Origin of the sequence: Roseomonas gilardii, assembly GCF_001941945.1 — a bacterium.
GTDB lineage: Bacteria > Pseudomonadota > Alphaproteobacteria > Acetobacterales > Acetobacteraceae > Roseomonas.
Genome location: NZ_CP015583.1, coordinates 904,316 through 927,079, shown reverse-complemented (window position 1 = coordinate 927,079; position 22,764 = coordinate 904,316). Strand labels below are relative to the sequence as shown.

At 73.0% G+C, this 22,764-nt stretch carries 21 protein-coding genes; 10 read left to right on the top strand and 11 right to left on the bottom strand.

Features of this window, described 5'->3' with window-relative positions:
• Positions 1 to 13 precede the first annotated feature (13 nt).
• The 3 genes from RGI145_RS04045 (at position 14) to RGI145_RS04035 (ending at position 3,479) form a co-directional block, all read left to right on the top strand.
• The gene (locus tag RGI145_RS04045) at positions 14 to 796 is read left to right on the top strand and encodes a lysophospholipid acyltransferase family protein (protein WP_075797333.1); all 783 of its coding nucleotides are present in this window, start codon (positions 14 to 16) and stop codon (positions 794 to 796) included.
• Positions 793 to 1,920, top strand: a complete 1,128-nt coding sequence (locus RGI145_RS26070) for a glycosyltransferase (protein WP_075797332.1) — start codon at positions 793 to 795, stop codon at positions 1,918 to 1,920. Before RGI145_RS04045 ends, RGI145_RS26070 begins: the two co-directional genes overlap by 4 nt.
• Before the next feature lie 278 nt (positions 1,921 to 2,198).
• A complete protein-coding gene (locus tag RGI145_RS04035; protein WP_075797331.1) occupies positions 2,199 to 3,479 on the top strand; it encodes an aldehyde dehydrogenase family protein in 1,281 nt (426 codons plus the stop codon).
• Positions 3,480 to 3,548: 69 nt separating this feature from the next.
• Here RGI145_RS04035 and RGI145_RS04030 read toward each other — a convergent pair whose 3' ends face one another.
• Together RGI145_RS04030 and RGI145_RS26065 are read right to left on the bottom strand one after the other, a co-directional pair.
• Positions 3,549 to 4,271, bottom strand: a complete 723-nt coding sequence (locus RGI145_RS04030; RefSeq protein WP_237183198.1) for a hypothetical protein — start codon at positions 4,269 to 4,271, stop codon at positions 3,549 to 3,551.
• Between the two features lie 187 nt (positions 4,272 to 4,458).
• Positions 4,459 to 6,456, bottom strand: a complete 1,998-nt coding sequence (locus RGI145_RS26065) for a DEAD/DEAH box helicase family protein (RefSeq protein WP_075797330.1) — start codon at positions 6,454 to 6,456, stop codon at positions 4,459 to 4,461.
• A gap of 310 nt (positions 6,457 to 6,766) precedes the next feature.
• Here RGI145_RS26065 and RGI145_RS04020 point away from each other — a divergent pair, with 310 nt between their 5' ends.
• The 4 genes from RGI145_RS04020 to RGI145_RS04005 all read left to right on the top strand — a co-directional run bounded on the left by RGI145_RS04020 (position 6,767) and on the right by RGI145_RS04005 (position 10,223).
• Entirely contained in the window at positions 6,767 to 7,576 is an 810-nt protein-coding gene (locus RGI145_RS04020) for an MBL fold metallo-hydrolase (RefSeq protein WP_075797329.1), read from the top strand.
• 66 nt (positions 7,577 to 7,642) lie between these two features.
• On the top strand, positions 7,643 to 8,764 hold the full coding sequence (locus RGI145_RS04015) for an anhydro-N-acetylmuramic acid kinase (protein ID WP_075797328.1): 1,122 nt from the start codon (positions 7,643 to 7,645) through the stop codon (positions 8,762 to 8,764).
• A gap of 104 nt (positions 8,765 to 8,868) precedes the next feature.
• Entirely contained in the window at positions 8,869 to 9,903 is a 1,035-nt protein-coding gene (locus tag RGI145_RS04010; protein WP_075797327.1) for a DnaJ C-terminal domain-containing protein, read from the top strand.
• Positions 9,900 to 10,223, top strand: a complete 324-nt coding sequence (locus RGI145_RS04005; RefSeq protein WP_075797326.1) for a chaperone modulator CbpM — start codon at positions 9,900 to 9,902, stop codon at positions 10,221 to 10,223. The genes RGI145_RS04010 and RGI145_RS04005 overlap by 4 nt, the downstream gene beginning before the upstream one ends.
• A gap of 408 nt (positions 10,224 to 10,631) precedes the next feature.
• Here RGI145_RS04005 and RGI145_RS04000 read toward each other — a convergent pair whose 3' ends face one another.
• The 5 genes from RGI145_RS04000 to RGI145_RS03980 form a co-directional block, all read right to left on the bottom strand.
• Complete coding sequence (locus RGI145_RS04000; RefSeq protein WP_075797325.1) at positions 10,632 to 11,678, bottom strand: sulfate/molybdate ABC transporter ATP-binding protein; 1,047 nt, start codon at positions 11,676 to 11,678, stop codon at positions 10,632 to 10,634.
• A gap of 88 nt (positions 11,679 to 11,766) precedes the next feature.
• Positions 11,767 to 12,570 (bottom strand): sulfate ABC transporter permease subunit CysW, encoded by an 804-nt coding sequence (cysW, locus tag RGI145_RS03995; protein ID WP_075797324.1) that lies wholly within the window; start codon positions 12,568 to 12,570, stop codon positions 11,767 to 11,769.
• 47 nt (positions 12,571 to 12,617) lie between these two features.
• On the bottom strand, positions 12,618 to 13,457 hold the full coding sequence (gene cysT / locus RGI145_RS03990) for a sulfate ABC transporter permease subunit CysT (RefSeq protein ID WP_075797323.1): 840 nt from the start codon (positions 13,455 to 13,457) through the stop codon (positions 12,618 to 12,620).
• Complete coding sequence (locus tag RGI145_RS03985) at positions 13,454 to 14,476, bottom strand: sulfate ABC transporter substrate-binding protein (protein WP_156878427.1); 1,023 nt, start codon at positions 14,474 to 14,476, stop codon at positions 13,454 to 13,456. Before RGI145_RS03985 ends, cysT begins: the two co-directional genes overlap by 4 nt.
• Before the next feature lie 135 nt (positions 14,477 to 14,611).
• Positions 14,612 to 16,336, bottom strand: a complete 1,725-nt coding sequence (locus RGI145_RS03980) for an NADPH-dependent assimilatory sulfite reductase hemoprotein subunit (protein WP_075797322.1) — start codon at positions 16,334 to 16,336, stop codon at positions 14,612 to 14,614.
• Positions 16,337 to 16,431: 95 nt separating this feature from the next.
• Between RGI145_RS03980 and cobA the strand changes: the two genes are divergently transcribed.
• On the top strand, positions 16,432 to 17,271 hold the full coding sequence (cobA, locus tag RGI145_RS03975; protein ID WP_075797321.1) for a uroporphyrinogen-III C-methyltransferase: 840 nt from the start codon (positions 16,432 to 16,434) through the stop codon (positions 17,269 to 17,271).
• 153 nt (positions 17,272 to 17,424) lie between these two features.
• Here the strand turns inward: cobA and RGI145_RS03970 are convergent, their stop codons facing one another.
• Positions 17,425 to 17,871 carry an RrF2 family transcriptional regulator gene (locus tag RGI145_RS03970; protein ID WP_075797320.1) on the bottom strand — a complete coding sequence of 149 codons (447 nt, stop codon included), beginning with the start codon at positions 17,869 to 17,871 and terminating at the stop codon, positions 17,425 to 17,427.
• Between the two features lie 98 nt (positions 17,872 to 17,969).
• Here RGI145_RS03970 and cysK point away from each other — a divergent pair, with 98 nt between their 5' ends.
• Together cysK and uvsE are read left to right on the top strand one after the other, a co-directional pair.
• On the top strand, positions 17,970 to 18,971 hold the full coding sequence (cysK, locus tag RGI145_RS03965) for a cysteine synthase A (RefSeq protein WP_075797319.1): 1,002 nt from the start codon (positions 17,970 to 17,972) through the stop codon (positions 18,969 to 18,971).
• A 91-nt stretch (positions 18,972 to 19,062) separates the two neighbouring features.
• A complete protein-coding gene (uvsE, locus tag RGI145_RS03960; RefSeq protein WP_075797318.1) occupies positions 19,063 to 20,115 on the top strand; it encodes a UV DNA damage repair endonuclease UvsE in 1,053 nt (350 codons plus the stop codon).
• Positions 20,116 to 20,141: 26 nt separating this feature from the next.
• On the opposite strand, the gene RGI145_RS03955 is transcribed toward uvsE, so the two are convergent.
• From RGI145_RS03955 to RGI145_RS03945, 3 genes are all read right to left on the bottom strand, one after another.
• A complete protein-coding gene (locus tag RGI145_RS03955) occupies positions 20,142 to 21,011 on the bottom strand; it encodes a GntR family transcriptional regulator (protein ID WP_083670375.1) in 870 nt (289 codons plus the stop codon).
• A gap of 131 nt (positions 21,012 to 21,142) precedes the next feature.
• Positions 21,143 to 21,880 carry an ABC transporter ATP-binding protein gene (locus RGI145_RS03950; RefSeq protein ID WP_075797317.1) on the bottom strand — a complete coding sequence of 246 codons (738 nt, stop codon included), beginning with the start codon at positions 21,878 to 21,880 and terminating at the stop codon, positions 21,143 to 21,145.
• Positions 21,877 to 22,749, bottom strand: coding sequence for an ABC transporter ATP-binding protein (locus tag RGI145_RS03945; RefSeq protein WP_075797316.1), 873 nt, complete (start codon positions 22,747 to 22,749; stop codon positions 21,877 to 21,879). The genes RGI145_RS03950 and RGI145_RS03945 overlap by 4 nt, the downstream gene beginning before the upstream one ends.
• Positions 22,750 to 22,764: the final 15 nt, after the last annotated feature.

The following is a 22,764-nucleotide window of genomic DNA, read 5'->3' as shown; positions in this document are numbered from 1 at the left end:
GGCAGGAAGCGGCATGGCGGAGGACCCGCTCGCGCTCTACGACGCGCGCTGGCACGGCTTCTTCCGCCGGGCCTTCACCCGCTTCGGCCGCCGCCATATGCGGGCGCTGCGCCTCGCCCGCTGGGGGCAGCCCGATCCCGGCCCGCCCGGCACGCCGCTGGTGGTCTTCGCCAACCACCCCTCCTGGTGGGACGGCGTGGCCTTCATGCTGCTCTCCACCGCCCTGCTCCCCCGGCAGCGCACCTTCATCCCGATGGAGGCGGAGGCCCTGTCCCGCTACCGCTTCATGCGCCGGCTCGGCGTCTTCGGCGTGGAAAGCGGCACGCCACGCGGCGCGGCCTCCTTCCTGCGCACGGCGCGGGGGGTGCTGGCCGTGCCGGGCCATGCCCTGTGGATCAACGCGCCCGGCCGCTTCCAGGATGTGCGGGAACGGCCCGTGGGCATCGTGCCCGGCCTGCTGCGCCTGCCGGAAATCGCCCCCGCCGCGCGCTTCCTGCCGCTGGCGCTGGAATACCCCTTCTGGACGGAGCGCAAGCCCGAGATGCTCGCCGGTTTCGGCCCCCCCATCCCCGGCGCCGAGCTGGCGGCGATGACCCGCGACGAACGTGCGGAGCGGCTGCGCGCGGCGCTCACCGCCACCATGGACCGCCTGGCGGGCGATGCCGTCGCGCGCGACGGCGACCGCTTCACCACCCTGTTGCAGGGGCGGGAGGGCATGGGTGGCGCCTACGACCTCTGGCGCCGCCTGCGCGCCCTGGCCAGCGGGCAGGGCTTCGACGCGCGGCACGCCCGATGAGCCTGTCGCTGTTCCTGCAGGTCCTGGCCCTGGCGCTGGTGCTCTTCCCGGTCGGCATGGCCCTGCTCAACGCCATCCTGCTTCCGCGCCCGAAGGCACCGGATCGCGGCACGGAACCGGCGGGTGAACTGGTCTCGATCCTCATCCCCGCCCGCGACGAGGCCGCCCATATCGCCGCCTGCGTCCAGGCCGCCCTGGCCTCGGCCGGCGTGGCGGTGGAGGTGCTGGTGATGGACGACGGCTCCCGCGACGGCACCGCCGCCATCGTGGAAGCCCTGGCGGAGCGCGACCCCCGCCTGCGCCTGCTGCGAGCCCCGCCCCTGCCTCCGGGCTGGACCGGCAAGGTCCATGCCTGCGCCCGCCTCGCCGAGGCGGCGCGGGGTGGGCACCTGCTCTTCATCGACGCCGATGTGCGCCTCGCCCCCCAGGCGGCGGTCGCCCTGGCCGACCATGCGCGCCGGCACCGGCTGACCCTCGCGAGCGGCGTGCCCCGTCAGGAGATCGGCACGCTGGGCGAGGCGCTGACGGTCCCGGCGATCAACCTGCTGATGCTGGGCTACCTGCCCGGCGCCGGGCGCGCCTTCACCCGCCACCCGGCGCTCGCCGCCGCCTGCGGGCAGCTCATTCTGGTGGAGGCCGGCGCCTATCGCGCCAGCGGCGGCCACGCGGCGCTGCGCGGCGTGCTGCATGACGGCCTGGCCCTCGCCCGCCGCCTCCGCGCCGCCGGCCACCGGACGGAGGTGGTGGCGGGCGCGCATCTCGCCACCTGCCGCATGTACCGGGGCTTCCGCGAAAGCTGGAACGGCTTCCTCAAGAACGCCCGCGAAGGCATGGCGACCCCCCTCGGCCTGCCCGTCTGGACGATCGTGCTCCTCGGCGGCCATGTCCTGCCCTGGCTGCTGCTGCCCGCCCCGCTGGCCGCCCTGGCCCTGCTCCTGGGCTACGCCCTGCGCGGGCTGATCACCTGGATGTCCCGCGAACCCTCCTGGACCATCCCCCTCCACCCCGCCACCGTGCTGGTTGCCCTGGCGATCCAGTGGACCGCCCTGGTCCGCTCCGCCCTCGGCCACCGCGCCGCCTGGAAAGGCCGCGCCTACTCCGCCGGCGGCGGGGCTTTCGAGTGATTGGGCCGGGTGCTCCGGGAATGGCTCTGCCCTCCCCGGACCCCACCCGCCCAGGGACGTTAGTCCCTGGGAACCCTATGAGCGCTCCGCGAGGAGGGGGAGCGGGACACCGGTCGCCAGACGGCGCGACGGCGGTCGAATCCCCCTCCTCGCGGAGCGCTCACGGCGGGGTCTCGGGGGCACACTGTGCCCCTGAGCGGCCCCTTCTTCAGCAAAGGGTCCGGGAGGCAGAGCATCCCGGTCCAACGGCCCAATCATTCGAAGCCTCCCCCGCCGCGGTGCTCGCAGCGTTGCGGGCCGCCGGGCCGGCGCCGCCGATCGCGGAGCGGCGCAGGCTGCTGGCGGCGCTGGCGGCGGAACTGGTGCGGCGGTCGGAGGCGATCGTGGCGGCGGCGGATGCCGATTTCGGCGGGCGCGGGGCGGAGGACACTCTGCTGGGCGACGTGCTGGTGACGGTGCAGGCGGCACGGCGGGCGCGGCGCTGGCTGCGCTGGTGGGCACGGCCGCGCCCGGTGCTGGCGCCCCTGCCCTTCCAGCCCTGCCTGGCCTGGACGGAACCTGTGCCCAAGGGGGTGGTCGGGGTGATGGCACCCTGGAACTACCCGGTCCAACTCGCTCTCTGGCCGGCGCTGGAGGCCGTGGCGGCGGGCAACCGCGTGGCGATCAAGCCCAGCGAGCACACGCCCCGCTGCGCCGCGCTGCTGGAGGAGATCGTCGCCCGCGCCTGGGGCCCCGGCATCGCCCGGGTGGTGCAGGGCGATGTCGCGGTGGCGGCGGATTTCGCGGCGCAGGCCTGGGACCATCTGGTCTTCACTGGCGGCACGGCCACCGGGCGCCGGGTGGCCGAGGCCGCGGCGCCGAACCTCACGCCGTTGACCCTGGAACTCGGCGGGCAATGCGCCGCCCTGGTCCTGCCGGGGGCAAGGCTGGACCGCGCTGTCCACGCCATCCTGGCCGCCAAGGCGCTGAATGCCGGACAGACCTGCGTGGCCCCCGACACGGTGCTGCTGGTGGGCCATTCCCGCGACGCCTTCGCCCAGGTCGCCCGCGCCACTGGCATCGCCCCGGAAAGCCGGGTGGTGCCCTGGCAGGCGGAACGGCAGGCGCGCCTGTCACCGGGCAGCGAGGCCCTGGCGGAAGGGCCGGCGGGGCCGCCGCTGCGCCTCGGCGGTGACTCGGGCGAGGAACGCTTCGGGCCCGTGCTCGGCGTGGTGGAATGCGCCGATCTGGACGCGGCGCTCGGCTGGCTGCGCGGCCGCCCGGCGCCGCTGGCCCTGTCCCTCTTCGGCGCCAGCCGGAGTGAGGAAGAGCGGATCGCGGCGGGAAGCCGGGCCGGCGCCATCGTCACCGGCCGGGTGCTGGACCATGTGGGCTTCCCCAACCTGCCCTTCGGCGGCATGGGGGGCTCCGGCCATGGGCGCTACCACGGCTTTGCCGGTTTCGCGGAGTTCAGTGACTGGCGCGCCCGGGTGCGGCATGGGCCCTTCGCCCTGGCCCGCCTGCTCGATCCGCCGCGCGGCGATTTCGCCCGCCGCCTGGCACGGCGGCTCGTCCGGTGAACGCCGCCCCTTGAACACCGGGACGCCGGGAGGGATGCCCCGGTGCTCCGGATGCATCCCCTGGGAACGTCAGGTTCCCAGGGTCGGAAAGCCCGGGAAGAGGGAGCGCACGGCGGGAGCCGGGCTGGTCGCCGGGGTCTGCGCCGGCTTGGCGGGTTCCTCTGCCGGAGGCGAAAGCGGTGCGGTCTCCACGGGCCCGGGGGCTGGGGCAGGCATGCCGGCCGGCGCGGCCCCCGGAGCGGCACTCGGCACCGGATTCGCCGCGGGGCTTCCCCCCGCCGGTGCGGCGGGCTGCGGCCCTGTCGTCGCATGCGCAGCCGCCGCGCCCCCCGGCTGTTCGGCCACCGTGTAGTCCGGCACCACCCGCGCCTGATTGCCGGTGATCACCAGCACCTTCTGCCCGAGGGCCAGCGGCACCTTGTCCACCTGGGTGACGGAAAGCAGCTCCCCGTTCGCCTTGCGCACGATGTACTCATAGCCATCCGTGTCCCCGGTCGCGCGCTCCGCCGCCGAGCCGAGCAGCCCGCCGATCAGCCCGCCGCCGATCGCGCCGAAGGCCCCGGCCGTGCTGCCCTGCCCCACCGTCGAACCGGCGATGCCGCCCGCCGCCGCGCCCGCCGCCGCGCCGGTGGCGCCATCGGCGCGTATGCCGATCGGGCGCAGCCCGGCGATGGTGCCCTGTTCCACCTTGTTCGCCTGCTGCACGGCCCGCGTGGCATAAGTGTCGGGCGTGTAGTCGGCGCTGCACCCCGCCAGGAGAAGGGCGAGCAGCAGGGCAGGCCGTCGCGGCATCAGCGTCGGCATTCCGGCGGGAAGGCCCATGGCATCGGTCGGTCCATCGTGATCGCATACCGGCGCCCGCTGGCCGGCCGTTCCGGGGCCAGGGGGCCGGAAGCGGCCCGCACCGGCCGGGCCGCGACACCGCCCCGGCATCGCCGGGGGTTTCCGGAAGGGGAGGTAAAGCCAGCGGCGCCGTGCCTCAAGCCTGTTTGCGGCCGGTCTGCCGCGCGATCGCCGTGTCCTCCCGGACCGGCTCCCGAACTGGCTCCCGAACCGGCTCCCTGGCCGGCTCCCTGGCCGGCTCCCGTATCGGGCGCCGCGCGGCGGGGCGCCCGACCGGCGGCCGCCAGTCCTGCCGTTGCCGCGCCGCCCAGTCATAGCGGTGGTCGCCCGCCAGCAGATGCAGGTGGTCGGACAGCCGGTTCCGCTCCAGCCAGGACACCGCCGCCTCCAGCTCCGGCAGGGTCATCTCCGCCCGCCCCTTGTTGCCGAGCACGCGCTTCAGTGCGGCGTTGTAGGCGTGGTAGGTGCCCTGGCCGCGCGGCGCATGCAGCGCTCCCTCATCCTCCACCACCTGCGCCGCCACCAGCTCGCCGACCCGCGCCCGCAGCCGCCGCTCGGCGATCGAGGGCGCCTCGAACAGCTCCTGCTGCGGCTCGGAGAATTCCGGGCGCCGCTGCGCCAGGTCCGGCCCCGGCCGCAGGGTGGAAAGCCGCAGCGCCAGAGCGTTGCTTTCCAGCGGCACGATGCCTTCCCGCTCCCGCGCCTCCTCCCGCATCTCCTTCAGCCAGAGCGGCAGCACGCCCTGGCGCGGCGGCTTGGCCGCGCGGGCGCGGGTGCCCTGTTCCTCCTCCATCCGCCAGCGGAACTGGCCGAAGAAAGGGTCGTCCGGGTGGAAGACCAGCGCCTGCTGCTCCTCATAGGGCCCGGCCTGGTGATCGACCCGCGTGGCACGCGCCACCATCTGCTCCAGCCAGGGGCGGGAGCGGATATGCGTCAGCGCCGCCACCACCGCGACCTCGGGCGCGTCCAGCCCCTCATAGGCCATGGCCACCGTCACCAGGATCGAAGGCTCCGGCCGCAGGCGGAAGGCTGCCAGCACCTCATGCGCGTCCCGCTCGTCGGAGGTCGCGAGGCGCAGGTTCTCCGCCTGCCGCGCCGGCACCCAGCGCCGCAGCATGTCGAGATAGAGCCGCGCGCAGCTCTGGTCCGGCGCCACCACCAGCAGCTTGCCCAGGCCGCGCGCGCCCTCCCCCGACACCAGCCCGCGGGCGCGGCGCCGCTTCGTCCGCAGGTCCCGCGTCGCCTCGAAGGCATAGCGCAGCAGGGTTTCCGCGAAGCCGGTGCGCAGCGCGGTGAACAGCGCCGGCCGCGTCGTCTCCCCCGGCACGCTGGCCGAGAGCCGGTGCGGCCCGACCGTGGCCCGCGCCCCGTCCGGCCCGGCGGCGTCGAGCCAGGAAGCCTCCCCGTCCAGCGCGCCGAAGGTCACCGGCAGCACGGCGCGCTCGGCCAGGGCCTGGGCGCGGGAATAGCCGACCACCGCCCAGCCCGGCGCATCCAGGTCGACCTCGTGCGTCGCCGCCTTCGCCCCGCGCCGATAGGGCAGCCACAGGATCCGCCGTCCGTCCGCCCGCTCCAGCGTGCCGGAGAGCAGCAGCCGCACCGGCGCGCATTCCAGCAGCGGCAGCAGCGCGGCCGACCAGGCAGCGGCCTCGTCCACCGTCTCGCCCTCTCCCCGCGCCCGCCCGCCCGGGTCCAGCTCCGCCAGGGCCGGCAGGTGGTGCACCTCGTCCACCACCAGCAGCGTCCGGTGCCGCTGGAACTCCGCCAGATGCAGGTCCGGCGCCGCCGCCACGCCCTGATAGGTGGTCACATAGCCCTGCAAGCCCCGGCAGGGGTCCGGCGCGTTCTCCGCCGCGCGCACGGAAACGCGGTGCCCCAGCGCCTGCCGCCAGAGCGGGTCGGCGAAGGCCTCCTCGGCCTGGAGGCGCAGGCTGTCGCGCGGCACCACCCAGCAGACGCGCTCGACGATCCCCGCCTCGATCAGCTCATGCGCCATCAGCACCGGCAGCAGCGACTTGCCGCCTCCCGGCGTCACGGCGGCCAGCAGGTCCTGCGCCTCCGCCCCGCCGGCGATGGCGCGGGCGATGGCCAGGATGCGCCGCTGGTGGTCGCGGAGCGGCCGCGCGGGCAGCATCAGCGCCCCACGATCACGCCGGAGCCTTCATGAAGGCGGCCTTCATGCGCGAACCGTCATGCGTTTGCGAGAAGTTCCTGAGACATTCCATGAACATGCAGGAAGAAATCCACATGTCCACCGATTCTCTGTGGATGACGGGGATTATTTCCCCGTCTCTTCCCCCGGCCGCGCGGCGATGCGGCAGGCTTCAGCGCATCCCGGCCACCACGCCACCAGCCCGCTGGCGGAGCCGGACTTCCCGGACCCGGACCCCGGCGCTAGCCTTCCCGCAAGAACCCAGGAACGGCGAAAAGGGAGCGAAGCGCGCATGGTCTTCCTGTGCAGAGCCTGCGGCACTTCCTATCCGCCCGCCCCCAGGCCCCCGGCGGCCTGCCCGGTCTGCCAGGACGAGCGCCAGTTCGTCCCGGCGGAAGGACAGGCCTGGATCGCGCGGGAGGATCTGCCCCGGACCCACCGCAACGCCTGGCACCGGCACGAGCCCGGCCTGCTCAGCCTGCAGACCGTGCCAGCCTTCGCCATCAACCAGCGCGCCTTCCTGCTCTCCACCCCCACCGGCAACGTGCTGTGGGACTGCATCGCCCTGCTCGACCCGGCGACCGAGGCGCTGGTCCATGGCCTGGGCGGGCTGAGCGCCATCGCGATCTCCCACCCGCACTACCACACCACCATGCAGGACTGGGCCGCCGCCTTCGACGCACCGATCCATCTGCACGCGGCTGACCGCGACTGGATCATGCGCCCCTCCCCCCATATCCGGCTCTGGGATGGCGAGACGCTGGAACTCGCCCCGGCGGCGACCCTGATCCGGGCCGGCGGCCATTTCCCCGGCGGGACGGTGCTGCACTGGGGCGGCGCGGCGGATGGCACGGGCGTCCTGCTCGCCGGCGACATCGTGCAGGTGACGCCCGGCGCGCGGCGCGTCTCCTTCATGTGGAGCTATCCCAACATGATGCCCCTGCCTGCCGCCGAGGTGCGGCGCGTCGCGGACCGGCTGGCGCCCTGGTCCTTCGGGCGCATCCATGGCGCCTTCCAGGGGCAGGACGTGATGGCGGAGGGCGACGCGGTCGTCGCCCGCTCGGCGGCCCGCTATATCGAGCTTCTCGGCGGCACCCCGTAGCGGCTTCCGCCACGCGGCCCCAGCCCCACCCTCCCAGCCCCACCTTCCCAGCCCCGGAGTGCGCCCATGCCCAGCCATCCCGCCGCCACCGCCATCGGGGTCATCAGCGGCACCTCGGTCGACGGGATCGACGTCGCCGCCATCCGCAGCGACGGCGACGCCCTGGTGGAACCGGGCGAGGGCCGCACCTATCCCTACGAGCCCGGCCTGCGCGCTGCTCTGCTGGAACTGGCGGCGCAGCCGGACCGGGTGCTGCGCGACCCGCTCACGGCGCTGGAACAGGCGGTCACCGAGTCGCATGCGGCGGCGGTGGAGCGCTTCCTGGCCGAGACCGGCCTGCCGCGCGAGGAGGTCGCCGTGGTCGGCCTGCACGGGCAGACCGTGCTGCACCGGCCGGAAGCGCGCTTCACCCGTCAGCTCGTCTTCGGCGGTGTCGCCGCCGCGCGCCTGGGCCTGCCGGTGGTGGACCGCTTCCGCGACGCCGATGTCGCCGCGGGGGGCCAGGGGGCGCCGCTGGTGCCGCTCTACCACCGCGCCCTGGCAGCCGGGCTGGGGGAGGCGGGGCCGCTCGCCGTGCTGAACCTGGGCGGGGTGGGCAACGTCACCTATCTCGACGGGGACACGGTGATCGCCTTCGACACCGGCCCGGCCAATGCCATGCTGGACGACTTCCTGTTCCGCCGCACCGGCCGCGGCTTCGACGAGGGCGGGCGGCTGGCGCGCAGCGGCCTGGCCGATGCGGCGATCGTGGCGCGCTTCCTCGAAAACCCCTTCTTCGGGCGGCCCGTGCCCAAATCCCTGGACCGCAACGCCTTCGCCGCCACGCTCGGCTGGGTGGAGGCGCTTTCCGATGCCGATGGCGCGGCCACGCTGGCCGCCTGCACGGTGGAGGCCCAGGCCGCCGCCCTGCGCCACCTGCCCCGCCCGCCGCGCCGCTGGCTGGTCGCGGGCGGCGGGCGCCACAACGCCGTGCTGATGGACGGCCTGCGTCAGCGCCTCGGCGTGCCGGTCGAGGCGGTGGAAACGGTCGGTTGGAACGGCGACTTCCTGGAGGCGCAGTGCTTCGGCTTCCTGGCGCTGCGCTCGCTGCGCGGCCTGCCGCTCAGCCTGCCCTCCACCACCGGCGCGCCGGCGCCGATGCCGGGCGGGCGGCACCACCCCGTGCCGGGCCGCCCCCTCCCCACCTGATCCACCGCCCCCTCCGGCCTTCGCGAAGGGCGGAAACCCCGCATTCCCGCCGCGCATGAGCCGGCGGGGAGACTTCCGGCCAGGGCCGGCGTTACGATGGCGCCATGGCCCAAGACGATCCCTACAGCACGCTCGGCGTCAGCCGGCAGGCCAGCGCGGACGAGATCCGCAAGGCCTTCCGCGCCATCGCCAAGAAGAACCATCCCGACCTCAACCCCGGCGACACGGTGGCGGAGGAGCGCTTCAAGGCGGCCAATGCCGCCCATGAGCTGCTCTCCGATCCGGAGAAGCGGGCCCGCTTCGACCGGGGCGAGATCGACGCCACCGGCCAGGAGGTCCCGCCGCGCCAGTACTGGCGCGACTATGCCGACGCCCCCGGGGCCGGCCGATACCGGGGCGGGGCTGGAGCGGGGGCCGGGGCCGGGGCCGGGGCCGGGGCCGGGCGGGAGGGCTTCGGCGCCTCCGGTTTCGGAACCGGCCACGGCTTCGAGGCGGGTGACTTCGGGGGACAGATCGACCCCGAGGATCTGGGCGACATCTTCGGCCAGTACTTCCGTCAGCGGGGCGGCGAATCCGGCGGCACCCCCCGCCCGCGCAAGGGCCAGGACAACCGCTACCACCTGGAGGTCCCCTTCCTGGACGTGGTGAACGGCGCGACCCAGCGCCTGACCCTTCCGGAAGGCGGCACGCTGGATGTCCGCATCCCCCCGGGGCTGGAGGACGGGCAGGTGTTGCGCCTGCGCGGCAAGGGCCAGCCCGGTCGCCATGGCGGCCCCGACGGCGATGCCCTGATCGAGGTCACGGTGCATCCCCACCCGCTCTACCGGCGCCAGGGCCGCGACCTGGAGATGGAGGTTCCTGTCACCTTCGCCGAGGCGATCCTGGGCGGACGGATCGCCGTGCCGACGCCGCGTGGCGAGGTAACGCTCACCGTGCCGCCGCGTTCCGACGCCGGCACCCGCCTGCGCCTGCGCGGGCGCGGTGTGGCCGAGCACGGCGGACAGCCCGCCGGCGACCTCTACGCCACGCTGCGCATCGTGCTGGGGCCGGTGGATGACCGGATCGAGGAATTCCTGCGCGACTGGGCGAAGGACAGGAGCGGCGACGACGCCCGCCAGGAGATGAGGAGGCAGGCATGATCACCGTCACCACCGTGCTGCAGCAGGTCCGGGGCCTGGACGAGCAGACCCTGCGGCGCTGGATCGCGCAGGACTGGGTGCGCCCGGCACGGCGCGGCGAGAACCCCGTGTTCGAGGAGATCGACATCGCCCGGCTGCACCTGATCCTGGAGCTGCGCGACCAGATGGAGGTCGGGGAAACGGCGATGCCCGTGGTGCTTTCCCTGCTCGATCAGCTCCATGCCAGCCGCCGCCACATGCGCCGCCTCTGCGAGATGCTCGACGCCGCCGGGCCCGAGGACAAGGTGCACGACATCCTCGGCCGGCTGGGAGGCCGCTGACCGCCGCCCCGGCCGGACGCGCATCCCGCGCATCGGGCGTTGCGCTGTCTCCGGGGGAAAGGCTCTGCCTTTCACCCCGGACCCCCTATCCGCCAGGACGCTGCGCGCCCTGGACCCGGTGAGTTGACGCAGGCTGACGCAGGATCGCGCCGGAGAGCCATGCTCTCCGGCGGACTGCCGGTGCCACCAGCACGGAAATGGTGATTTTCTTCTTCGGGAGCCCCGCTGTTCCACCTGCTCCCAGGGATCGGGCCGCAGGCTGACGGCTGCCACGGGAGCCAGCGAAAGCCCGGGGTCCGGGGACCGGCTTCGGTCCCCGGCGGTGAGGGTGTGGGAGAGGCGGCGCCTCTCCCACGGTGGGCGGCCATGGAGCGCAACGCCCGGCCCCGGAGGAACCACCGACCGCCTTCAACCCTTCGCGGAGCGGGGGAAGACGGCGGCCGAGAGCAGGCGAAGCGTGCAGCGATCCCCCCGCCTTGCCTCGCGCCAGTCCGGCTCTGGCATGGCGTCGAGCACCGGCCCTTCCCCGCCCGCCGAGACCTGGAGGCGCAACCCGCGCGGGTCCTGCCGCGCCTGCCGCACCACCCAGGGCCCCTCCCCAGGCTGCGCGACAAGGTCATGGGCGCGCAGGAAGGCCAGGGCCGGGCCGTCCGGCAGCGCGGCCTCGACTGGCGGCAGGGGCAGCGGCCCGAAATGCGCCTGCCCGCCCCGGACCTCGCAGTCGAGCCGGTTCGCCTCTCCCAGGAAGCCCGCCACGAAGGCGCTGGCGGGCCGGGCCAGGATGGCACCGGGCGTGTCGAACTGCTCGATCCGCCCGGCGCGCAGCACCGCCACCCGGTCGGCGATCTCCATCGCCTCCTCCTGGTCGTGCGTGACGAAGATGCTGGTCAGGCCCAGCCTCTCATGCAGTTCCCGCAGCCAGCCGCGCAGGCTCTTGCGCACCTGCGCGTCCAGCGCCGAGAAGGGCTCGTCCAGCAGCAGCAGCGCGGGCTCGATCGCCAGCGCCCGGGCCAGGGCCACGCGCTGCCTCTGCCCGCCGGAAATCTGGTCGGGATAGCGGCGCTCCAGTTCGGCGATCTGCACCAGGGACAGCAGGCGCCGCACGCGCTCGCCGATCCCGGCCTCGGAGGGCCGGGTGGCGCGCGGGCGCACGCGCAGGCCGAAGGCGACGTTCTCGAAGACGCTCATGTGCCGGAACAGGGCGTAGTTCTGCGGCACGAAGCCGATGCCGCGCAGCCGCGCCGGCAGCGAGGCGACGTCCCGGCCATCGATCCGCACCTGCCCGCCATCGGGGAAGTCCAGCCCGGCCAGGATCCGCAGCAACGTGGTCTTGCCGGAGCCGGAGGGGCCCAGCAGGGCCACGAACTCGCCATCGCCGACAGCCAGGTCCACCGAATCCAGCGCCGGCGGCCCGGCCTGGAAACGGCGGGTGATGCCCGAGACCTCGACGCTCATCCCCGGACCACCCTGCCGCGAGACGGCGGGCCGGCGCGGCGGCACGGGGAGGGCATGGCGGTCGGCACGCCCGGTGTCATCGCCACATTCAATGCTCCAGCAGGGTCCTGCGGCCGGAAAGGCGCTCCAGCACGATCTTGGCGCAGAGGGTGACGAGGGCCAGCGAGGCCAGCAGCGCCGCCACGGCGAAGGCGCCGACGAACTGGTACTCGTTGTAGAGGATCTCGACATGCAGCGGCAGCGTGTTGGTCTCCCCCCGGATATGGCCGGACACCACGGCCACGGCGCCGAACTCCCCCATGGCGCGGGCATTGCAGAGCAGGATGCCGGCCAGCAGCGCCCATTTCACCTCCGGCAGCGTGACGCGCCAGAAGCTCTGCCAGCCGCTGGCCCCCAGCGTGGCGGCGGTCTCCTCCGCCTCCCGCCCCTGTTCCTGCATCAGCGGGATCAGCGTGCGGGCCACGAAGGGGAAGGTCACGAAGACCGTCGCCAGCACCAGCCCCGGCAGGGCGAAGATGACCTGGACGCCATGGGCCTGCAGCCAGGGGCCGAACCAGCCCTGAGCGCCGAAGATCAGCACCCAGACCAGGCCCGAGATCACCGGCGAGACGGAGAAGGGCAGCTCGATCAGCGTGGTGAGCAGGCGCTTGCCCGGGAAGTCGAACTTGGCGATGCACCAGGCCGCCGCCACCCCGCCCAGCGTGTTCACCGGCACGGCGATCGCGGCCACCAGCAGGGTGAGCCGCATCGCCGCGATCGTGTCCGGGTCGGACAACGCCGCGGCGACCGGCGGCCAGCCGCGCCGGCCGGCCTCGGCGAAGACGGCCACGGTCGGCAGCACGAGGAACAGGCCCAGCGCGAGCACCGCCAGCAGCAGCAGCACGGCCCGCATCGGCCGCGGGTCCTCCGCCGCCGGCCGTCCTCCCGTGCCGGGGCCGCTCAGCGGCGGCCCCTTCGCAGCCAGCGCTGCGTCAGGTTCAGGCAGAGCAGCACGGCGAAGGAGATCAGCAGCATGGCCAGGCCGATCGCGGCGGCGCCCGCGTAGTCGAACTGCTCCAGCCGGGTGACGATCAGCAGCGGGGCGATCTCGCTCACCATCGGCATGTTGCCGGCGATGAAGATGACGCTGCCGTATTCCCCGACGGCCCGCGCCAGGGACAGGCCGAAGCCGGTCAGCAGCGCGGGCGCGAGGGCCGGGAGCACCACCCGGCGCAGCACCTGCGGGCGGGTGGCGCCCAGCGTCGCCGCCGCCTCCTCGGCCTCCAGCGGCAGGTCGCGCAGCACCGGCTCCACCGTGCGCACCACGAAGGGCAGGCCGACGAAGGCCATGGCGACGATCACGCCCAGCGGCGTGAAGGCGACCTTGATGCCCAGCATCGCCAGCGGCGCGCCCAGCCAGCCATTGGTGGCGAAGAGCGCGGTCAGCGCCAGCCCCGCCACGGCGGTGGGCAGGGCGAAGGGCAGGTCCACCACCGCATCCATCAGCCGCCGCCCGGGAAAGCGGTAGCGCACCAGCACCCAGGCCAGCAGCAGCCCCAGCGGCAGGTTGCACAGCGTGGCCAGGAAGGCCGCGCCGAAGCTCAGCCGCAGCGCGGCCAGCACGCGCGGCTCGGCGAGGGAGGCTAGCACGCCGGAGACCCCGATCTCCCAGGGCCGCAGCACCAGCGCCAGCAGCGGCACCAGCACGATCGCGGTCAGCCAGACCAGCGTGACCCCGAGCGAGAGGCCGAAGCCGGCCACGGGGTCACGACGCGGTATCCGGAGGCTGGCGGCGGTCATCGTCCCGGTTTGTAGATCCGGTCGAAGGAGCCGCCATCGGCGAAATGCGCCTTCTGCGCTGTTGCCCAGCCGCCGAAGCTGTCATCGACGGTGATCAGCTCCAGCTTCGGGAAGATGCCGCCCGCGGCTGTCAGCGCCGCGGCGTCGCGCGGACGGTAGAAGTTGCGCGCGGCGATCCGCTGGCCCTCGGGCGTGTAGAGATGGCGCAGATAGGCCTCCGCCACGGCGCGCGTGCCCTTGCGGTCCACCACCTGGTCCACTACCGCCACCGAGGGCTCGGCCAGGATGGAGAGCGAGGGGTAGACGATCTCGAACTTGTCGGCGCCGAACTCCTTGAAGGCGAGGTGCGCCTCGTTCTCCCAGGCCAGCAGCACGTCGCCCTGGTCGCGCTGGACGAAAGTCGTGGTGGAGCCGCGCGCGCCCGTGTCCAGCACCGGCACGTTGCGGAACAGCTTCGTCACGAAGGCCTCCGCCGTGGCGTCGGAGCCGCCCGGCTGGCGCTTCGCCCAGGCCCAGGCGGCGAGGTAGTTCCAGCGCGCCCCGCCGGAGGTCTTGGGGTTGGGGGTGATGACGCCCACGCCGTCCTTGACCAGGTCGCCCCAGTCCCGGATCGCCTTGGGATTCCCCTTCCGCACCAGCAGCACGATGGTGCTGGTATAGGGGGCGCTGTTGTGCGGCAGGCGGGTGATCCAGTCCTTGGCGATCATCCCGCGCTCGGCGATGGCATCGATGTCATAGGCCAGGGCCAGGGTCACGACATCCGCTGGCTGGCCGTCGATCACCGAGCGCGCCTGGGCGCCCGAGCCGCCATGCGAGGTGCGGATCTGCAGGCTCTGCCCGCCATGATCCTTCGCCCATTGCGCGATGAAGGCGGCGTTGAAGTCCCGATAGAGCTCGCGCGTCGGGTCGTAGCTGACATTCAGCAGCGGCGGCACCTGCTGTGCCGAGGCCCGGCGCGCGGCCAGCAATGGCGTGGCGGCCAGGGTGGAGAGAACTTGGCGTCGGTTCAGGCGAAGCAAGGCACGACTCCTTATCTTCTCTCGGACCGAAGCGCACGATGCTTCGTCCGGATGGGCGAAGGCAAGCGGTGTCCGCTCAACTCCTGTTCAGGTCCGCGTCGGCGGGGCTCCGCCGAGCCGGGTCCCGCCGCGGGATCAGGCCGGGACGGGCTCCGCCCCCAGCGCCAGCAGCGTGTCGGGGCCGAGGCGGTGGCAGAAATCGCCGAAGCCTTCCCCTTCCCGCCGGTCGCCGGCGAAGGCGGCGAAGAGCGGCTCCAGCCGGGCCGCGATCTCGCCCTGCGGCACCCGCTCGTGCAGCTTGAAGGACAGGCGCGTGCCCTCGAAATCGCCGCCGACGAAGATGGCGAAATGTCCGGGCACGCGGCCCACCAGCCCGATATCCCCGGCATAGGGGCGGGCGCAGCCATTGGGGCAGCCGGTGATCCGCAGGCTGATCCGCTCGTCCAGCAGGTCCTGCCGTTCCAGCGCCGCCTCGATCTCCGCCACCAGCGGGTCGCGCACCCGCTCCGCCTCGGTCAGCGCCAGCCCGCAGGTCGGCAGGGCCGGGCAGGCCAGGGCCCAGCGGGCCAGGGGCGACAGCGATTCGGTGAGGGTCACGCCATGCTCGCGCAGCAGCGATTCCACCGCCTCACGCGAATTGGCCGGCAGGTCGGCCAGGATCACGTCCTGCTGCGGCGTCAGCACGGGATTGGCGCCCCAGCGCGTCACGACCTCCCGCAGCGCCGTGCGCAGCCGCACCCGCCCCTGGTCGGCGATCCGCCCGGACGATACCGGCACGCCCAGCCAGAAGCGCCCGTCGCCCTGTTCGTGCCAACCCAGCAGCTCCGGCAGGCGCAGGCGCGGCAGCGGCCCGGGATCGGCCAGTTCGCCGCCGAAATAGGGGGCAAGCTGCTCGCGCACCCAGTCCAGCCCGTAATCCTCGATCACGTATTTCAGGCGGGCGCGGCGGCGGTCGGTGCGGTCGCCATGGTCGCGCTGGAAGCGCACCACCGCCTCGGCGGCATGGAGCAGCCGCTCGCGCGGCACCACCGTCACCGGGGAGGCCAGGCGCGGGAACGTGTCGGGCCGGTTGTGCGTCAGGCCCAGCCCGCCGCCGATGCAGACCTGATAGGCGCCGATGCCCCCCGCCCCGTCCCCGATGGCGATGAAGCCCAGGTCGTTGGTCAGCACGTCCGCCGTGTTGTCGTCCGGATGGGCGAGGCCGATCTTGAACTTACGCGGCAGATAGGTGGTGCCGTAGAGCGGCTCCTCCTCCGGCACGGCGGACACCGGCTCCTCGTCCAGGAAGATCTCGTGATGCGCGCGGGTCCGGGGCAGCAGCCGCTCCGACAGCATCCGCGCATCCTCGACGAGTTGCCGGTGGACCGCGTCCCGGCGCGGCGCTGGGGTGGTGGTGACGTTGCGCACCACGTCGCCGCAGGCGGCCATGGTGGTCAGCAGCGTGTGGTTGATCGCCGCGATGGTCGGCTTGAGGTTTTCCCGCACCACGCCGTGGAATTGCAGCGCCTGCCGCGTGGTCACACGCAACGTGCTGTTGGAATAGCGGTCGGCCAGCGCGTCCAGGGCGATGTACTGCTCCGCCGTCAGCAGCCCCGCCGGGGCGCGGACGCGGACCATGAACTGCCACTCCTTGTCCAGCCCCGCCTGCTTGCGCGGGGTGGCGGTGTCGCGGTCGAACTGCTCATAGGTTCCGTGAAACTTCAGGAGGTTGAAGCTGTCCTCGCTGACCCCGCCACGGGTTCCGGTGCTGGCGAGCTCGGCCGCTATCCCACCCCGCAGCCCGCGGCTCGCCAGTTTGCTGATCTCCACACCCGTCGGCTTCTTCTGGGTGCTGGCCTGGGTCGTGCCGGTCTGAGCCATATGCGAAAAGCGCCTTAAACCTCTTGATCAGAGTGAAATACTAATATTAGCTCCTGTCAAACGTAGTTTAGGTCAACCTCCATGCCGGTGCGCGTATGACGGAACTGGATCGCGGCTCGGCACTGGCCGCCGGCGATGCGCCGCGACCGGGCGAGGTCTGGCTGGTCGGTGCCGGGCCGGGCGATCCGTCGCTGCTGACCCTGCGCGCGGCGGAGGCGCTGCGCCGGGCCGATCTGGTGCTCCATGACGCCCTGCCGGGGCGCGGCGTGCTGCGCTTGGCCAATCCGCTGGCCACGCTGGTGCCGGTGGGCAAGCGCAAGGGCGCGGCGCCGTTGTCCCAGGCGAAGATCAACGCCCGGCTGGTGGCGGGGGCCCGGGCCGGGCAGCGCGTGGTGCGGCTGAAGGGGGGCGATCCCTTCCTCTTCGCCCGGGGCGGCGAGGAAGCCGCCGCGCTGACCGCCGCCGGCATCCCCTGGCGCGTGGTGCCGGGGGTCAGCGCCGGTCTCGCCGCCCCGGCGGCGGCGGGCATCCCCCTCACCCAGCGCGGCATCGCCAGCGCCGTCACCTTCGTCACCGGCCATGACGAGGCGGGCAACCTGCCGGACAGCGTGGACTGGGCCGCGCTCGGCCGGGGCGGCGGCACGGTGGTGGCCTTCATGGCGCTGAGCCGGCTGGACGAGATCGCCCTGCGCCTGCTGGCCGCCGGCCGCGCGCCGGAAACCCCGGTGGCCATCGTCGCCCAGGCCAGCCTGCCCGGCCAGTGCACGCTGCGCACCACGCTGGGCCGTTGCAGCCTGGCCACCCGGGCCGCCGGCCTGCCGACGCCGGCGCTGGTCGTGGTGGGGGAGGTCGCCGGCCTTGCCGCTACGCTGTTGCCCGGCATGGAGGATGTGGCCGGGTCCGAAGCGGCGCTACAGGCCGGAAAGCGGGCCTGACCCCGGTGCGGGACCCGGAGGAAGAGGCCATGGAGGCGGAGATCGAGGCCCTGTTGCTGCAGGAGGCCGAAACGGCCCCACTGGCCCTGGCCATCGCCGCGACGATCCTGGCCATGATGACCTGGATCTCGCCGCTGCTCTGATCCTGCCCCCTCAGATCGCGAAGTTCAGCGGCTCCGTGGAGGGGCGCTTGAGGCCGCGCGCCTGGGCGCGGCGCAGCAGGTCGTCCAGGGTCATCCCCTCCAGCCGCTCGCGCAGCAGGCCCTCCATCTCGCCCCAGAGCGGCGACACCACGGCGGCCTGGAGCTGCCCGGTCATGTCAGGGCTCTCATCCTCCTCGGCCACGGCGGACACCACGTCCCAGAGGCGGATGTCGCGCGACCGGCGGGCGAGGCGGTAGCCGCCGCGCGGGCCGCGGCTGCTGTCCAGCAGCCCGGCACGGGACAGCGCCTGGAAGACCGGCTCGATCCCCCGTTTGGCCGCGCCGAGGCGATCGGCGATATCCCCGCCGCTCGCCACTTCCGCGCCGCGTCCGACATGGAAGGCGACATCCAGCATCACGGAGATGGCGGTGAGGGCTCGGTCCTGTTTCAGCAGCATGGGCGCAACAACATGGGGTTGGGGTCGTTCCTTTCCCTGATGCCCCCTAAAATACGTCGCCGCACCGTGGTAATCCAGACGGTGCGATGAAAGAAGACATGACGCTTCCCGCTCCCGCCCTCCCCGAGGAACGGTTCCAGGCCGGGCCGGGCCACCGGAGGGGCCGCCTGTACGACAGCGTGCTCGACCTCGTGGGCGAGACGCCGCTGGTCCGCCTGCCGAGGCTGGAGGCCGCCGAATCCCTGCCCGCGCGCCTGGCGCTGAAGCTGGAGTTCTTCAACCCGCTCGGCTCGGTGAAGGACCGGATCGGCCTGGCCATGGTGGAGGCCGCCGAGCGCCAGGGGCTGATCCGCCCCGGCCATTCCACGCTGATCGAGCCCACCTCCGGCAATACGGGCATCGCCCTGGCCTTCGTGGCCGCCGCCAAGGGCTATGCGCTGACCGTGGTGATGCCCGACGGCGCCTCGGTGGAACGGCAGAAGATGATCCGCCTGATGGGCGGGCATGTGGAGCTGACGCCGGCCCGGCGCGGCATGTCGGGGGCCATCGCCCGGGCCGAGGCCATCGCCGCCGCCACGCCGGGCGCCTGGATTCCCCGGCAGTTCGACAACGAGGCCAACCCGGAGATCCATGCCGCGACCACGGCCGAGGAGATCTGGGCCGATACCGGCGGGGCGGTGGATGCCATCGTCGCCGGCATCGGCACGGGCGGCACGCTGACCGGCATCGCCCGGGCGCTGAAGCCGCGCCGGCCCGGCCTGCGCATCATCGGGGTGGAGCCGCGCGAGAGCGCCGTGCTTTCCGCCGGGGACGATCCGGGACCGCACGACATCCAGGGCATCGGCGCCGGTTTCAAGCCGGGGGTGCTGGAGCTGGAACGGGTGGACCAGATCCGCGCCGTCGGCGAATCCGACGCCATGGCCATGGCCCGGCGCTGCGCGCGGCTGGAGGGCCTGCCGGTCGGCATCTCCTCCGGCGCCGTGCTGCATGCGATGGTGGAGGTGGCGCGGGACCCGGCGATGGAGGGGCGGCTGGTCGTCGGCATCGCCGCCTCCTTCGCGGAACGCTACCTCTCCACGGCGCTGTTCCAGGGCCTTTAGGGCAACCCCGCCGCACGCTTCGGCGAGCCCCCCGAACCCCGCCCGCCATCCCGCGTTGGCGACGGGTGACATCCAGGGGGAGACGGACGGCATGGCCGCACAGGAACCGCTGCGCCTCGGCTTTCCCGTCAAGCTGATGGGCGCGCCGGAGATCCGGAGCAACGACACGCGGCGCTGGCAGAGCGCGCCGCATCTCCGCGTCTCGCTGGAATACATGCACCAGGCGCTGGACTATCTCGCCCGGCACGGCATCCGCATGTACCGGATGTCCTCCGACCTCGCGCCCTATGCCACGCATCCGGACATGCCGCAGTTCCACGGCATGATCGCGGAAAGCGACGCGGAGCTGCGCGCCTTCGGCGCCAGGGCGCGGGCGCTGGACATCCGGCTCTCCTTCCACCCCTCGCAGTTCATCGTGCTCAACAGCCCCGATCCGGTGCTGGTGGAGAAGAGCATCCGCGACCTCGCCGCCCAGGCGGAGATGCTGGACCGCATGGGGCTCGGCCCGGAGGCCGTGCTGGTGGTGCATGTCGGCGGTACCTATGGCGACGTGCCGGCCAGCCGGGAACGCTGGGTGCGTTGCTGGGAGGAGCGGCTGCCCGAGCCCGTGCGGCGCCGCCTGGTGCTGGAGAATGACGACCTGCGCTTCTCCGCCGCCGACGTGCTGTGGATTCATGAGCGGACCGGCGTGCGGCTGATCTTCGACCACCAGCATTTCTGGTGCCTGAACCCGGAGGGGCTGGCGATGCGCCCGGTGCTGGAACGCTTCCTGCGCTCCTGGCCCGAGGGGGTGCGCCCGAAATGCCACTTCTCCTCGCCGCGCACGGAGCTGCGGGAGATGCAGCGAAAGGACCGCAAGACCGGAAAGAACAAGACCGTGCTCGTGCCGCCCGTCTGGACGGGTCATGCCGATTACTGCAATCCCTTCGAGTTCATCACCTTCATGCGGCTCGCCGAAGGGCTGGAATTCGACGTGATGCTGGAAGCCAAAGCCAAGGACCTGGCGCTGATCCGGCTGCGGCCGGACCTGCTGCGCTACGCCCCGGATGTCGCGCTGCGCTTCGGCCTCCACCCCGAGGAAACGGGCCGCCTGGATGCCGAGGAAGCGGCGCTGCTGGAGGAGGAGATCCCGGCCGGGGCCTGACGGGGCCCGGCCTTCCGGCGGATGCGCTACCGCGTGACGATGCCGCCCTGCAGGTGCGCGCGCATCCGCTCCGCCGCCAGGACGCGGTCGCCCAGTTCCAGCGCATCGAGGATGCCGAGATGCTCGCGCGCCGCGTCATGCGCGCGCGCCCGGTTCAGCAGGTGCAGCCCGTGGAGATGGCGCAGCCGGTTCTGCATCTCCACCGCCTGGATGACGAAGCGGTTGCCGCAGCCCTGCGCCAGCGCGAGGTGGAAGGCCGCGGCGCCTTCGTAGAAGCGCGGCACGTCCTCTTCCCGCCATTGCCGCCGCAGGGCCGCTTCCTGGCTTTCGCGCAGGGCGGCCATCCGGTCCTTGGGCAGGCTGAACCGTGGCTCCAGCAACGCGGCCGGTTCCAGCATCAGGCGGAAGCGATAGGCCGCCACGCGGTCCTCCTCGTTCGCGTAACCCATGCCGAGGCGCCAGCCATGGCCCCGGTTGCGCGTGGCGATCCCCACCGCCTCCAGATGGTGCAGGGCCTCCTGCAGCGCCACGCGTCCGGCCCCGGTGCTCTGCCGCAGCATCCGCTCCGACACCTCCGCCGGCAGATTCCCGTCGCGCCGCGCGCGCGCGATCCGCAGCACCAGGCGGGCGGTCTCGTCGGCGACGTCGAGGCGCGCCGGATCGTAGTCGGGGTCGATGATCCTGACCGAGCGCCCCTCGGTGGCCACGACGCCGAGACGCTCCAGCAGGGCGAGCGCGGCCAGGACGGGCGTGCGGCTGACGCCGAATTCCCGCGCGAGGCCGAGGCGCGAAAGGCGGTCGCCGGGCCGGGCGCCGCGCGCGCGCAGTCGTAGCAGAATGTCCCGGGCGAGATCGCGGTGGAATGGAGACGCGCTTGCATCGGGTTCAGCCATCATCAGCGGAATAGCCGGTTCCGTTCCGGAAGGCGACCGTTCCAGCCCCCCGTCCCGCCCCCTCTCCGCTCACACTGTGATGAGATCGCGCACCGTGCGGTTGTCGCCCGCAAGCGGCGCGACGCGATGGCCTCTCAGCCCTCCTCCAGCTCCCGCGAAAGTCGCAGCAGGTCCCGCGAATGCGCGTGGTGCGCCTCGCCGTTGCGCAGGTCCGATTCCGTGAGCAGGTCGACGATCTCGCCGTTCTGCATCACCGCCAGCCTTTCACAGATCTGCGCCACCACGGCGAGATTGTGGCTGACGAGCAGAAAGGTCAGACCACGTGCGGCGCGCAGGTCGGCGAGGAGGTTCAGCACCTCCGCCTGCACCGAGACGTCGAGTGCGCTGGTGGGCTCGTCGAGCAGCAGCACGGACGGTTCCGCGATCAGCGCGCGGGCGATGGCCACGCGCTGGCGCTGGCCGCCGGAAAGCTGGTGCGGGAAGCGGAAGCGCGCCGCGCGTGGCAGCGCGACCTCGTCCAGCGCGCGAAGGATGCGCTGGTCCACCTCGCCGATGCCGTGGATCAGCAGCGGCTCGGACAGCAGGCGGTCCACCGTCTGGCGCGGATGCAGGGAGCCGTAGGGATCCTGGAAGACCATCTGGACGCGGCGGTGGAACGCCCGGTCGCGGCGGCGCCCCAGCGGCTTGCCGTTCACCACGACCGTGCCGGACCAGTCCTCGTTCAGCCCCGCCAGGGTGCGCAGCACGGTGGACTTGCCGGAGCCGCTTTCCCCGACAAGGCCGAAGCTCTCGCCCTGGCCGACGGAGAAGGAGACGCCTTTCACCGCATGGGTGCTGCCGAAGCGGACATGCAGGTCGCCGACCTCGATCACGACGCGGCTCCGCCCTGATGGACAGGTCTCTGCGGCTCCAGCCAGGCCGGATCGCGCGTCAGCACCGGCAGGCGCCCGCGCGGCTTCGCCAGCGAGGGCAGGCAGGCCAGCAGCCCGCGCGTATAGGGATGCTCCGCCCTGTGCAGCTCGGAGGCCTTCAGCTCCTCCATCACCTGCCCCGCATACATCACCAGGATGCGGTCGCAGAAATGGCTGACCAGCGGCAGGTCGTGGCTGATCAGCATCAGCGCCATGCCGCGGCTGTCCACCAGATCGCCGATCAGGCGCAGGATCTCCGCCTGCACGGAGGAATCCAGAGCGCTGGTGGGTTCGTCGGCGATCAGCATGTCGGGCTCGGGGGCCAGCATCATGGCGATCATCACGCGCTGCCCCATGCCGCCCGAGACCTCGTGCGGATAGGCCTCCATCACACGCCCCGGGTCGCGGATGCGCACGCTCTCCAGCAGCGCCAGCGTCCGGTCCCGCGCCTCGCCCCGGCCGACGCGCTTGTGCTGGCGCAGCGCCTCGGTGATCTGGCGGCCGATGGTGATCACCGGGTTCAGGCTGTATTTCGGGTCCTGCAGGATCAGCCCGATGCGGCCGCCGCGCAGGCGCCGCATCTGCCGCTCCGGTGCGTTCAGGATGTCGGTGCGGTCGAAGCGCAGCGCATCGGCCCGCACATCGGCCGTGGCGGGCAGCAGGCGCATCAGCGCGCGGCCGGTCACGGACTTGCCGGAGCCACTCTCCCCCACGATGCCGAGCTTCTCCCGGCCCAGGGTCAGGGACAGGCCGCGCACGGCGGGCGTGACGCCGGTGGCGGAGGCAAAGGCGACCCGCAGGTTGCGGATCTCGACGAGGGGTTCGGCCATCCCCGTCCTTTTAGA